The organism is Williamsia sp. 1138 (assembly GCF_002095435.2).
Taxonomy (GTDB): domain Bacteria; phylum Actinomycetota; class Actinomycetes; order Mycobacteriales; family Mycobacteriaceae; genus Williamsia.
This window is the reverse complement of sequence record NZ_MJEJ02000021.1, coordinates 1-12,107: the sequence shown is the minus strand read 5'-3', so window position 1 is coordinate 12,107 and position 12,107 is coordinate 1. Positions and strand designations below refer to the sequence as shown.

The following is a 12,107-nucleotide window of genomic DNA, read 5'->3' as shown; positions in this document are numbered from 1 at the left end:
CCAGGGATACAGATCAAGGCTTCGCAGATATGTAGTGATGGATGGCTGCATCGCTGCCGCCACCAACGGGGACCTTGACCCCGTGGCGGCGGAGCACCGACTCCAGGGACGTCAGCGTGGTCAGGACCGCGTCGCGACGAGCGTTGTAACCCATTGTTCCGATCCGCCAGATCCGTCCGTGGAGAGGCCCGAACGACGTACCGATCTCGATGCCGTAGTCAGTGAGCAGGTCGGCGCGTACCGCCTCGCCGTGCACCCCTTCCGGAATCTGCACTCCGACAACGTTCGTCATCTTGTACCGCAGGTCGCCGAACGCGCTCAACTCCAGTCCTTGAACTCCGGCGAGCATCGCTTCGCCGTGCACGCGGTGCCGCGACAAGCAGTTGTCCAGCCCCTCGTCGAGTAGCACGCGTGCGCATTCGCGCGCACCGTAGAGCATGGTCGTCGCTTCGGTGTGATGGTTCAGCCGCTTCGGTCCCCAGTAATCCAGAATCTGACCCAGGTCGAAGTAGTTGGATTGGACCCGGTTCTCGCGGACCACGCTGTCAGGGTCACGAATACCGGCCTCGATGCTCTTGCGTGACTCGATCACCTCAACAGCCCTGGGAGACAGAGTCACTGGCGCGCTACCCGACGGGCCGCCGAGACACTTCTGCAAACCGGCCGACACAGCGTCGATGCCCCACTCATCGGTCAACAGACGGTTGCCCGCAATGCTGGCGGTGACATCGCAATAGAACAGCACGTCGTACTCGCGACAAATCGCTCCGAGCTCGTCGAGCGGCTGAGCGATCGTCGTCGAGGTATCGCCGTGGACGATGGCGAGCAGCTTCGGGCGCACGGCTTTGATTGCGGCCTCGATTGTTTCGGCGTCGAAGGCGCGGCCCCACTCGACATCGATGGCGTGAACCTGCGCCCCACAGCGTTCAGCGATCTCGACCAGCAGTTGGCCGAAGCGGCCGAACCTCGGCACCAGGACCCGGTCGCCAGGGGTGATCAACGAGACCAGCGCGGCCTCGATGCCGGCCCGTGCGGTGCCGTCGACGACCAGCGTCGCATCGTTGGAGGTGACAAACACCTCGCGGTACAGGGCCTGCACTTCGTTCATGGTCGTGGTCATGAACGGGTCGTACTGACCGACCAGCTGAGCAGACATCGCCTGCAGCACCCGCGGATATGCCGTGATCGGGCCGGGCCCCATCAACAGGCGGACAGGAGGATCTATCGGTCCGAAATCAGCCGAGAGTTCAGACGTGGCGCGGGTGGTCATAGGTGGACCGTAGCAACCCGAGCGTGAAACTGTGCGCACTTCTATTCACCGTTTGTCTCGTCGTGTTCGCGGGCGAACGGGTGCCAATCCACTGTCTCGGAACACCTCTCAAGCCCATACCGGGCACGGCCAGGAGGCTGCTGGTGATGATGGTGTTACTCCTTCGCGAGGGTTACGAGTCGCTGGGCCGCCGACCTACTACCTGGTCGGCGGCCCAGACTGCAAGATGACGCCTACTGCACGAATTGCAGACCGAACTACAGATTCCTCACCTTGCAATACACCGATCTATGCGACGACCCGGAACACTTGGAATTCGACGACGGGCCCGGGTCGGACACGTCCTTGGCCGACGAAAATGCTCTGATTGACCCAGGTGTACTTGGCGTCGCCACACTCCAGACGCGGTGTGGTAACGAAATAGTGATCGCCGAAGTCGGTACCGGTATCCCCGCCACCGAGCGCGCCGGCAGCAGCTTCGGTGACCTCCACCAAACCCAGGTAGTTCATGTAGATGACCGCTCCGTCATCGGTATAGAACTGCGCCCGCACATCCAGGCGACCAAAACCATCATCGCCGGCCAACAGCCAATCACCACCACCAGGCGCGGCTTTTCCGCTGATGCGGTCACCAGTGACAGTGCCACCGGTGACGGCGAGAACCTGACGCAACCCGTAGGGCCCCGGCCCGACAATTTGAGGTGCAGCAAGCTCCGCAGTATAGGTGAATTCAGGTTCGAGTTTCACTGACCAACCCCCACTCCGGCAGCAGCCATCACTGTCGACATTCCCTTTGCTATCTCATCACGTCCGAAGGCCTCGACTACAACCTCGGGATTGAAATACTCACGCAGAAGAACGATTTGGCCATCGTGAATCCGCATGTGCGTGCAGTAGGTGTTGGCATAGATCTTGCCGGTCTGGGAGACAGTCGCCGTTCCATGCAGCTCCAGGATGAACAGCTCGGGGTCCGCTGTGTCGTGGATCGTCAGCGAATCGATGCGCAGGTCCGGCACCGACTCAAAGAACCAATCGATGAAGTGACCGATGAGTTCGCCGCCCGGAACTGCTTGCACCAGGGGCTCGGGCGCGAACGGCATTTCCCAGACAGCGTCATGTGCAAAGAACTTCTTCCACGCCTCCAAAGCCGATCCGCTCGGCGGTCCATCATCCAGGGCCCCCCAGAACTGTTCCACCACCCGGCGGTTGTCAGATTGTGCATTCATTCGCGCCTCCAATGTTCGCTTCCGGCGGCTGTGACACAACCACCCGTCAGTCGAACATGCACCATCTGTCGTTAATAGTCAACACCCTGTCGATAATGAAAATGGTTGCTACGCAGAGACCTAACACGGAGTTCAACAAATAGCCGACATGCTGTGGACAATAATCAACACCACGTTTAGACTGATTCTGTCGGTCCCCTCGCATACAGCGTGTACGGGATCGCTAGTGGCGACTCTCGCCTTCCTCTATCCCCCTGACTCTCAGGAGTTGTCATGACTACATCCATCAATCGTCAGTTCCGTCTGCGTAGCCGACCGACAGGCGAGGTCACCGAGCATGACTTGGAGTGGCTCGAAGAGCCGCTTGCCGACATCAAGGAGGGGCAGGCGTTGGTTCGGACCCTCTATTTGTCACTGGATCCAACCAACAGGGTCTGGATGAGCCAGATTCGCTCGTATATCGCACCGGTCGAATTGGGGTCCGTCATGCGGGGGCTCGGCGTCGGACAAGTCGTTGCGAGTCGGCGGGCAGACCTTCCGGTCGGCGCGTTCGTGGTCGGTTTCACGGGATGGCAGGAATACTGCATCGCGGACGACTCGACTCTCGAAATTCCCTTCACGATACTTCCACAACCACTGCCGGCACCACTTCCCGCGTTCTTGGGAGTGCTTGGTCATACCGGCATCTCAGCCTTCCTCGGTGTGGAGCTCGGCGACCCCCAGCCCGGGGAGACCTTCGTTGTCTCGGCCGCTGCGGGGGCAGTAGGTTCCATTGCCGGGCAGTTGGCAAAACAGCGCGGTGCCCGAGTCGTTGGTATCGCCGGCGGCGCCGCAAAGTGTGAGTATCTGGTTGAGGAGATCGGGTTTGATGCGTGCGTCGATCGTCATTCCGATGACTGGCGCGAACGACTCGACGACGCAACTCCTGAAGGCATTGATGTCGACTTCGAGAATGCCGGGGGGCCGATCATGGACTACGTCCTCGACAGGTTGAATGTAGGCGCACGAATCACCCTGTGCGGTTTAATATCTGAGTACAACGATTACAGTGACCAAGGTGCCCGTCCGGGTCTGCAGAATGTCAGCCAGTTACTCATGCAACGAGTGACCCTCCGGGGGTTCATCGTCACCGACCATGTCGATCGATATGGCGAAATCATCGGAGAACTCGCCAAGGCACTGGGTGGCGGCGCGCTCCAGTATGCCGAAACCATCGTCGATGGTCTAGAGCATGCCCGCGAGACGCTCAACAGCGCGCTGTCCGGCAACACTCAAGGCAAGGTAGTGGTCAAAGTCGCTGACCTGTAACGCGCATCGATCGGCCGTCTAGGCGCTGTCGTCTAGGCGGTTCGATTCGATGAGAACTGTGCGGGAGATCCTCCGACGGCTACCGCCGGTTGCGGTACCGAGCTGGTCTCGCACACTCGTTCCTACCGGAGTAGGCCGGCCAGCCCAGAGGCGAAAGATGCTATGGCGTGTTCACCTTTGTCCAGAACGCCTGCGAGCAAAACAAAACTGTGCGGCATCCCCGGATACTCCTCGCTGTGAACACTCACTCCTGCCGCGGTCAGTTTCGCACTGTAACGGCGGGCGTCGTCGGCCACAGGATCAACCTGCGCACTGATGATGACCGCCGGCGGCGACCCTTCCAGACTCCGTGCCAGCACCGGCGACGCGAGTGGCGACTGGCGGTCGCCCGCGTTGGGCACGTAAAGGTCGTACGACCACTGCAGAACCTTGCGGGTGAGGAACGGGCCCTCGCCATACCGCTCGATCGAGTCACTGCCCATGGTGGCATCGAGCGCTGGACACAGAAGGCCCTGCGCCTTCACGGGCACACCCTGGCTTCGACGGGCATTCGCGACAGCCACAGCCAACGAAGCCCCAGAGGAGTCTCCTGCAACGGCGAGTGAGTCTGCGTCGATGCCTAGCTCGATGGCATGGTCGGTCAACCATGCGAAGGTGTCGAGGGCGTCATTGTGCGCTCGCGGAAACTGATTCTCCGGAGCCAGGTGATACGCGACCGAGACGACAATGAGGCCACCCTGAACACACAGTTCCCGGCAGAGTCGGTCGTGAGAATCCAGGCTACCGCGAACGAATCCGCCTCCGTGGGTGTACATGACCCCGGGTAGCCGTTGAGTGGTGCTGCCCGACGGCCGATATCGCCGTGCAGCGACCGACCCTTCGCGAACCGGAATGATGATGTCGTCCACCGCGCAATGTTTGTTGAGCGGCCCCGCCAAGGCGACGAGACTTTCACCAGCTTGCCGATAGTCCGCGATCGACACGTCCCCCGGCTGGGCTCGCGGTCTAGCCGCGAGGTCGTTCAACAGCTGCGCCACTTGAGGATCGAGCGCGGTCATGGGACGACTCGAACGACTCGGACCTCACCAGAGACAGTGCCCTCAGTGGCAGCGAGAACCCGACGTGACCCGTAGGGCCCAGGCCCGACAACCTGGGGTGCAGCAAGCTCAGCAGTACAAGTGAACTCAGGCTCGAGTCTCATAGACCAACCTTCTCCGTCTTATGCGGGCAACACACGCGCGTGGCGCGCTTCCACCACCGAGAATGAACTAACGGTCGACAATAGTCAACACTAAGTCGATTTTTCCGGCCGCGCCTTCTGCCACGAAACCTCCCTCCCTTCAAACAGTTTCAGCAAACAGCGGCCCGGCCCCGCCGCGGCCTGGCGGACGCTCACGTCTCATCACCGAAGTCGACACACTGTTGACTATCACCAACTGTGAGTCTACTCTCACTTTCAGTTGCCGCTTCCCGTCCGGCGAACGGCACCTCGACACGAAAGGATTGTCATGACCATCAATTCGGATGTAGACCAGATTCAGCCCTCGACCTCGCGCGACGGCGAAAGCTACGTTTCACACCGCGACCAGATCCACTTCAACATGACCGGGGATTTCATGACCGGTGTTGATTTCTGGATTCACGCGACCGGCGAGACAACCAACGGCCAGCTCATCATCATCGAGACCAACTGGGTCCGCGGCACCGAACCGGTCTGGCACATCCATCACCGCGAGGAAGAAGGTTTCTTCGTCATGGATGGGGAGATCAAAATCCACACCGAAGCCGGTTCCTACAACGCGAAGAAGGGCCAGTTCGTCTGGGGACGCAAGGACCAGAGGCATACATACGAGGTCGTCGGCGAGGAAGCTCGGATCCTCGTGATGTTTGTGCCCGGACCTGATCGTGCGGGTTTCGAACCCAATACCGGAATCGACAAGTACTTCTACGAGGCACGGGATCGCGAGCTCCGCACGCCCGAGCAGGTCCAGGCAGAGGTCGAAAACCTCAAGGTCAACTATGGCCTCGAAATGTTCCCCGAGCTGCCCCACCCGCGCGAGCAGAAGGCCTGAGTGCCAGTGCATTCGATCAAGTCGAGTACATCAGACATGGAGCAGTAGTGACTATCGACGTATATCTTGACGCCGTGCCGCACTGGATCGGCGGCGCAGCCGTTGAATCCTCAGACGGCCCACGAACCGACATCCACGACCCTGCCACCGGACGTGTGTTGCGATCGGTCCTCCAGGGGAGTGCCGAAACGGTCAACGACGCTGTGAACGACTCGAGAAGGGCTGCGGACGCCTGGGCCGATACCCCCGTCCCCGCACGTGCTTCGGTACTCCACCGATTTCGGTCACTGGTAGTCGAACACACCGAAGAGCTCGCGTCGATCATCACATCAGAGCAGGGCAAGACACTGCCAGATGCGCGAGGCGAGGTAGCACGGTCGGTCGAAGCAATCGATGTATCGCTGTCGGCTGTCCAGCAGCTCAAAGGTGAGTACGCCGATCAGGTGGCCAACGGGGTGGACACGTACTCCTTCCGTCAGCCGCTCGGTGTGTGCGTTGGCATCACGCCGTTCAATTTTCCGATCATGGTTCCGGTTTCTATGTTCGCGGCCGCCATTGCCTGCGGCAATGCATTCGTACTCAAGCCCAGTGACCGCGTCCCATCGGCAGCAGTTCGCCTGGCGCAGATGATGAGTGAAGCTGGACTACCCGACGGTGTCCTCAACGTCGTCCAGGGCGGTACCGAGACAGCCGAGGCACTGCTGGATCATCCAGACGTAGCAGCCGTGTCTTTTGTGGGTTCCACGCCCGTGGCCCGGGAGATCTACCGGCGATCAGCCCAAACGGGCAAGAAGGTTCAAGCTCTCGGAGGTGCCAAGAATCATCTGGTGGTGATGCCGGACGCTGACCTCGACGCAGCGGCTGATGCTCTGGTGTCGGCGGCCTATGGCGCTGCAGGGCAGCGGTGTATGGCTGTGACCATCGCGGTGGCCGTTGGCGACGCCGCAGAAGCACTCGTCGAGAAAACCGCCGAACGCGCGCGCGCATTCAAAGTCGGACCCGGCGCCGAGACGGAGATCGACATGGGGCCTCTCATCTCACAGGTTGCGATCAACCGCGTTCGCGGAGCACTCGAGCGTTCCGTCGAAGACGGGGGAAAGCTGGTCGTAGACGGACGCGAACGATCCGCACCCGGTGACGGATACTTCATCGGACCGAGCCTGGTCGACAACGTGAGCGTAAAAAGCGACCTCTATCGCCAGGAAGTGTTCGGGCCAGTCCTCGGAGTTGTCCGCGCCTCCAGTCTCGAGGAGGCCCTACGGATTGTGAACGACAATCCATACGGCAACGGCGCGACCATTTTCACCACCAGCGGGCCCGCTGCGCGTCGGTTCACGCGGGGGGTCTTGGCCGGCAGCGTCGGAATCAATGTCCCCATTCCCGTGCCTATTTCGTGGTTTGGATTCGGTGGCTGGGGAGACTCCCGTTTCGGAGACGACGGCCTCAACTACGACGCATACCGCTTCTACACCAGGTCCAAGGTCGTCACACAGCGATGGATCGAACCTACTCAGGGCCTGGCTCCCCACTTCGTCGCTGCCGGTAACCAGTAGCCGAACAGAAGGATCAGCGATGGACCCGCAGAACCCAGCAGCAGAGGCCATTGACGACCTCCCCTGGCTCGACCATATCGGGGTACTCGTTCGCGATCTCGACGCAGCTATCACCCACTGGACCAAGAGGTTTGACGTCAAGGTCGCCAGGACTTTCAGTGCTCCCGCGATGAATATCGTTTCGGTATTCCTCAACACCGGCGGCGCACAGATCGAGCTGTACACCGTTGAGGATCTGTCTGCTCTCGACGAAGCTCTCGGAGACGCGACATCAAAACTCGATCACATAGCCCTCCGACTGCACCGCGCAAACGGACCTGAACTCGTCGGATGCGGCATTCGGGGTCCCGGTCGCCGTGACCCCATCGCAGCGCCCATAACTATCGGTGAATCGGCACATGTCTGGACTGAACCCCCTGGAATCGATGTTCTGCTCCAGCTGATCAGACCCGGCGTCTGAAGTCGCGGGCCGTCAGGCCCACTGATCACCCAGCCCCACACCGCCACCCGCACACTGCGGAGAGATCCATTCATCCGGCGGTCGCGGGATTCTTCACAAAATAGTAATTCCTGCCGAGTTGGCGGGCCTCTAGACCCATACCCCAAGTAAATCACTCAAGGAGGAGTAGTCATGGGACAACGAATGGAAGGCAAGGTCGCGCTGGTCACCGGCGCGGCACGAGGGCAGGGACGAGCGCACGCCATCCGCCTCGCAGAAGAGGGCGCAGACATACTTGCGTTCGACTGCCCGGCCGATGGCAGGGTGCCGTATCCCGTAGCCACGTCTGACGAACTGAAGATCACGGTGAAAGAGGTTGAGGCTCTTGGCCGACGGATCATCGCCCACGAAGGTGATGTCCGCGAGCAAGCGCCACTCGACAACTTGGTTGCCGAGGGCGTCCGCGTTTTCGGCGGCGTCGACGTTGCAGTGGCCAACGCCGGCATCTGGACTGTGCATCCGTTCGCAGACATTCCCGAAGACGAGTTCGCCGACGTGCTGAACGTCAACATCATGGGCGTATGGCGCACCCTGAAGGCTGTGACTCCCGCGATGAAGGCGCGTGGTGGCGGGTCGGTGATCATCACCTCGTCCGGCAATGGCGTCGAGGGATCTCCTCACTACGTCCACTACGTCGCATCGAAACACGGCGTCCTCGGGCTGGCGAAGGGGGCCGCGCTGGAGTTCGGCCAGTACGGTATCCGGGTCAACTCCCTTCTTCCCGGGCCTACCGATACCCCCGCCTTGGATTGGCAGGGCGGCTACGACCTGTGCGCCGGCAAGGGCCCAGGCCAGGGCACCAAAGAGGACTTGCAGGGAGCGAAGTACTGGTCGGCCCTTCGTGACGTGGGCCTGTTGCCGCCACGCGCCATGAGCGAGGCTGTCCTGTGGCTCGCATCCGACGAATCTCAATGGACAACCGGTCTGGAGATGCTGGTCGAAGGCGGACACATGCTCATGCCGGGACTGAACATGACCAAGGTTGCTGCCGACAACCCCTAGAACCGAGGTTTCAGGCCTCGGTGGGTGCCCGAGGACATCTGCCCTCGGGCACGGTGGTGTCATTGCTCGAACTACGAGCGATGACACCACCTTTCGGTCCCTGACGTACGCTGCTCAGCGAGGTTTCCACTCCAGACCGTAAACCGTGCGCAACCAGACTGTTGTCACGGTTTCGACCATGTCTTCCAGAGGGATTGCGTTGGCACTGCGTGCACTCATCAAAGCCAGATTACGTTCGCCCATCCACATCAAGGCAGCGGCCAGCGATCTTGCCGGTGGTCCATCGATAGCCACACCAGTAGCCCTATCGCGGTCGATTCCTGCCGCAGCGGCGTCTATGAAGCGGCCAAGAATGGTGTCCCATTGCGCCTGCAATTCCGCTTCACCCGCAGCGGCATCTCCCACTTCACGAAGAACGTGGCCATGCTGTTCCCACACTTGAATTACTTCCGATACTGCGTGCTCGATCGCAGCCTCGGGCGACATTCCGGCCGGCCGCTCGAAAATCAGCTGTGAGGCACTGTAGACATCAGACGTCACCCGTGACAGCAAGGCGGACAGTACCTGCCATTTGGACTCGTAATAGAAGTAGAACGACGACCGGGACAGCCCGGCCCGTTTGGCCAGATCATCTATCGAGATGCTTCGCATCGACACCGTACGCAGTAGTTCGTAGGCACCCTCAAGGATCGCCTGCTCGCGCATATCTCCTTTGGAATTGCGCCGGCCAACCTTCGCTTCCGACGAGCCAAGGCCGTTCAAGGATGTAGGCACCATGGGTACATGGTAGGACACGAGCACGTGCGGAGCGTGTGACACAAAGCAGATGTGATGGGTGCTCGACCAGGGCCTGTTGCTGCGTCGATACACGCAGTATCCGTGGAGGTCGGTCCGACCCCCAGCATCTCGCTCAACCAGGGCCGAACCGTCGCATGACTCAGTTTCAACATTGTGTTGACAATAGCGGACAGACAGTCCATCTTGGAGATAGCCATCCACCACGTCGCCGGACCAGTGCTGTCGCGCGATCCGACTAGGTCGGTACAGACGGCGTTCACCATCGCTCGATGTCACTCGCACGCCACGAGAAATTGGCCGAACAATTATTACCAGGAGCCGGTTATGTCCAGTCTCGCCGACAATTTGATCGCATCCGCGGAAAAGCACGGCAATCGACCAGCAGTACAGCTGGATGAATATGTGCTCAGTTATGACCAACTCCTTCACCGTGCAGGGGCGGTAGCGGGTGATTTGCGCGCGCGGGGGGTTCAACCCGGTGACCGGGTGGGTCTCGTGCTACCGAACGTTCCTGCTTTTCCGGTGCTCTTTTACGGAATACTGTTGGCCGGCGCGGTCGCAGTCCCTATGAATCCCTTACTCAAGGCACGCGAAGTCGAGTACTACCTCACCGATTGCGGCATGGCGCTCATCTACGGGCTGTCCGGCGACGAGGACACCGTCTTGTCAGCAGCATCAACGGTCGGTATTCCAGCAGTACTCGTTCCGCACTTGGGACCCGAGGGCCTGTCCGGAAGACCGCTGCTTGCCGCCACAGACCGAGCCGACGATGACACTGCCGTCATCCTGTACACCTCGGGGACCACTGGCAAACCGAAAGGGGCCGAACTCACTCACCGCAATATGTCAACAAACGCGGCGACCACTGTAGATACCTTGATCGAGATCGGCCCCGAGGACGTGATCATGGGGTGCCTTCCTTTGTTCCATGTCTTCGGGCTCACCTGCGGACTCAACGCGGCGGTCAGGGCGGCCGCTCTGCTTACGCTCATTCCCCGCTTCGACGCAGTCCAAGCGCTCAATGTTGTCGCTCGCGACAACGTCACGGTCTTTGAGGGGGTGCCCACCATGTATGCCGCGATGCTGCATTCCATTGAAGCCGACAATGCGGACATGTCTTCACTGCGTACGTGCATCACCGGTGGCGCGGCCATGCCCGTTGAGGTCCTGAAAAATTTCGAGCGAACGTTTGCCTGCGAGATTTACGAGGGGTACGGGCTGTCCGAGACAGCACCCATCGCCTGCTTCAATCAGCCAGGCCTTGAACGCCGACCCGGCACCATCGGAGTGCCCGTGCGCGGATGTCACCTACGGATAGTTGACGACGCCGGCACTGACGTTCCTGACGGCGCCGCGGGAGAGATCGCCATCCAAGGCGAAAACGTCATGAATGGGTACTGGAACCGACCCGAGGCGACCGCTGAGGCAATACCAGACGGCTGGTTCCGCACGGGCGACATCGCTACGCGCGATACCGACGGCTACTACACCATCGTCGACCGGAAGAAGGACCTGATCATCCGCGGTGGATACAACGTTTACCCACGCGAAGTCGAAGAGGTTCTCTACCAACATCCCGCGGTTGCCGAGGCAGCAGTTGTTGGCATCAAACACCGAGAACTCGGCGAAGAAGTTGGTGCCGCCGTTGCACTGAAACCCGGAGTTCAAGCGGCATCTCATGAACTCAAGTCATTCGTACGAGATCGAATTGCCGCATACAAGTATCCGCGCGAAATCTGGCTCGTCGACTCCCTACCCAAGGGTCCGACCGGCAAAATACTCCGGCGCGAGGTTCACCCTCCAAGTTCCAACTGACTGATCGGCCGTTCTGCATCACCGGCCGAAACATTTAGCCCTGCGCAACTTCCCGTCCCAGCGAGTACACGAAAGAACATATAAACCATGGCCGGCAATCCCGATTTCGATCTGTTCAAGCTCGGTGAGGAGCACGACGAACTGCGTGCTGCGATTCGGGCGCTCTCGGAGAAGGAGATCGAGCCGTACGCGGCCGACGTGGACGAGAACTCCCGGTTTCCAGAGGAGGCCCTGGCGGCCCTGACCACCTCGGGGTTCAACGCGATCCACGTGCCCGAGGAGTACGACGGTCAGGGCGGTGACTCGGTCGCGGCGTGCATCGTGATCGAGGAAGTCGCGCGCGTCGACGCGTCAGCGTCGCTGATCCCGGCGGTGAACAAGCTGGGGACGATGGGCCTGATCCTCAAGGGTTCGGAAGAACTCAAGCAGCAGGTGCTTCCCTCGATCGCCTCGGGTGAGGCGATGGCGTCGTACGCCCTCTCTGAGCGCGAGGCCGGGTCCGATGCGGCGTCGATGAAGACCCGCGCGAAGGAGGACGGCGACACCTGGGTGCTCAACGGCAGC

The 12,107-nt window shown here is 60.6% G+C and carries 13 protein-coding genes; 7 read left to right on the top strand and 6 right to left on the bottom strand.

The features are described 5' to 3' along the window. Window positions 1-13 precede the first annotated feature (13 nt). The 3 genes from BH683_RS02220 to BH683_RS02210 form a co-directional block, all read right to left on the bottom strand. Window positions 14-1,270, bottom strand: coding sequence for an alanine--glyoxylate aminotransferase family protein (locus tag BH683_RS02220; RefSeq protein WP_084834639.1), 1,257 nt, complete (start codon window positions 1,268-1,270; stop codon window positions 14-16). 288 nt (window positions 1,271-1,558) lie between these two features. After that, window positions 1,559-2,017 (bottom strand): DUF3237 domain-containing protein, encoded by a 459-nt coding sequence (locus BH683_RS02215; protein ID WP_084834638.1) that lies wholly within the window; start codon window positions 2,015-2,017, stop codon window positions 1,559-1,561. Then, window positions 2,014-2,496, bottom strand: coding sequence for a nuclear transport factor 2 family protein (locus tag BH683_RS02210; RefSeq protein ID WP_084834637.1), 483 nt, complete (start codon window positions 2,494-2,496; stop codon window positions 2,014-2,016). Before BH683_RS02210 ends, BH683_RS02215 begins: the two co-directional genes overlap by 4 nt. A 273-nt stretch (window positions 2,497-2,769) precedes the next feature. On the opposite strand from BH683_RS02210, the gene BH683_RS02205 reads away from it, so the two are divergent. After that, a complete protein-coding gene (locus tag BH683_RS02205; RefSeq protein ID WP_084834636.1) occupies window positions 2,770-3,804 on the top strand; it encodes an NADP-dependent oxidoreductase in 1,035 nt (344 codons plus the stop codon). Between the two features lie 122 nt (window positions 3,805-3,926). Here the strand turns inward: BH683_RS02205 and BH683_RS02200 are convergent, their stop codons facing one another. Together BH683_RS02200 and BH683_RS29205 are read right to left on the bottom strand one after the other, a co-directional pair. Next, window positions 3,927-4,862, bottom strand: a complete 936-nt coding sequence (locus tag BH683_RS02200) for an alpha/beta hydrolase (RefSeq protein WP_084834635.1) — start codon at window positions 4,860-4,862, stop codon at window positions 3,927-3,929. Next, window positions 4,859-5,005, bottom strand: a complete 147-nt coding sequence (locus BH683_RS29205; RefSeq protein WP_143695954.1) for a DUF3237 family protein — start codon at window positions 5,003-5,005, stop codon at window positions 4,859-4,861. Before BH683_RS29205 ends, BH683_RS02200 begins: the two co-directional genes overlap by 4 nt. Before the next feature lie 307 nt (window positions 5,006-5,312). Here BH683_RS29205 and BH683_RS02195 point away from each other — a divergent pair, with 307 nt between their 5' ends. The 4 genes from BH683_RS02195 (at window position 5,313) to BH683_RS02180 (ending at window position 8,930) form a co-directional block, all read left to right on the top strand. Beyond that, window positions 5,313-5,876: a cupin domain-containing protein gene (locus tag BH683_RS02195; RefSeq protein ID WP_084834634.1), complete on the top strand. Its 564-nt coding sequence runs from the start codon at window positions 5,313-5,315 to the stop codon at window positions 5,874-5,876. A gap of 47 nt (window positions 5,877-5,923) precedes the next feature. Then, window positions 5,924-7,429 carry a CoA-acylating methylmalonate-semialdehyde dehydrogenase gene (locus BH683_RS02190; protein WP_084834633.1) on the top strand — a complete coding sequence of 502 codons (1,506 nt, stop codon included), beginning with the start codon at window positions 5,924-5,926 and terminating at the stop codon, window positions 7,427-7,429. Window positions 7,430-7,448: 19 nt separating this feature from the next. Continuing rightward, window positions 7,449-7,889, top strand: coding sequence for a VOC family protein (locus BH683_RS02185; protein WP_210405148.1), 441 nt, complete (start codon window positions 7,449-7,451; stop codon window positions 7,887-7,889). A 171-nt stretch (window positions 7,890-8,060) separates the two neighbouring features. Further along, window positions 8,061-8,930, top strand: coding sequence for a mycofactocin-coupled SDR family oxidoreductase (locus BH683_RS02180; RefSeq protein ID WP_210405147.1), 870 nt, complete (start codon window positions 8,061-8,063; stop codon window positions 8,928-8,930). A 114-nt stretch (window positions 8,931-9,044) separates the two neighbouring features. On the opposite strand, the gene BH683_RS02175 is transcribed toward BH683_RS02180, so the two are convergent. Continuing rightward, window positions 9,045-9,707, bottom strand: a complete 663-nt coding sequence (locus tag BH683_RS02175; RefSeq protein WP_084834631.1) for a TetR/AcrR family transcriptional regulator — start codon at window positions 9,705-9,707, stop codon at window positions 9,045-9,047. 345 nt (window positions 9,708-10,052) lie between these two features. On the opposite strand from BH683_RS02175, the gene BH683_RS02170 reads away from it, so the two are divergent. Continuing rightward, window positions 10,053-11,543 (top strand): long-chain fatty acid--CoA ligase, encoded by a 1,491-nt coding sequence (locus BH683_RS02170; protein ID WP_084834630.1) that lies wholly within the window; start codon window positions 10,053-10,055, stop codon window positions 11,541-11,543. Between the two features lie 87 nt (window positions 11,544-11,630). Continuing rightward, window positions 11,631-12,107 (top strand): acyl-CoA dehydrogenase family protein (locus BH683_RS02165; protein WP_210405146.1); only part of this gene is annotated, 477 nt, incomplete at its 3' end.

Excerpts from the sequence above, each read along its gene's own strand:
- BH683_RS02195 (WP_084834634.1), top strand. The coding sequence starts at position 5,313 with ATGACCATCAATTCGGATGTAGACCAGATTCAGCCCTCGACCTCGCGC.
- BH683_RS02175 (WP_084834631.1), bottom strand. The coding sequence starts at position 9,707 with ATGGTGCCTACATCCTTGAACGGCCTTGGCTCGTCGGAAGCGAAGGTT.
- BH683_RS02170 (WP_084834630.1), top strand. The coding sequence starts at position 10,053 with ATGTCCAGTCTCGCCGACAATTTGATCGCATCCGCGGAAAAGCACGGC.
- BH683_RS02200 (WP_084834635.1), bottom strand. The coding sequence starts at position 4,862 with ATGACCGCGCTCGATCCTCAAGTGGCGCAGCTGTTGAACGACCTCGCG.
- BH683_RS02205 (WP_084834636.1), top strand. The coding sequence starts at position 2,770 with ATGACTACATCCATCAATCGTCAGTTCCGTCTGCGTAGCCGACCGACA.
- BH683_RS02220 (WP_084834639.1), bottom strand. The coding sequence starts at position 1,270 with ATGACCACCCGCGCCACGTCTGAACTCTCGGCTGATTTCGGACCGATA.
- BH683_RS29205 (WP_143695954.1), bottom strand. The coding sequence starts at position 5,005 with ATGAGACTCGAGCCTGAGTTCACTTGTACTGCTGAGCTTGCTGCACCC.
- BH683_RS02185 (WP_210405148.1), top strand. The coding sequence starts at position 7,449 with ATGGACCCGCAGAACCCAGCAGCAGAGGCCATTGACGACCTCCCCTGG.
- BH683_RS02180 (WP_210405147.1), top strand. The coding sequence starts at position 8,061 with ATGGGACAACGAATGGAAGGCAAGGTCGCGCTGGTCACCGGCGCGGCA.
- BH683_RS02210 (WP_084834637.1), bottom strand. The coding sequence starts at position 2,496 with ATGAATGCACAATCTGACAACCGCCGGGTGGTGGAACAGTTCTGGGGG.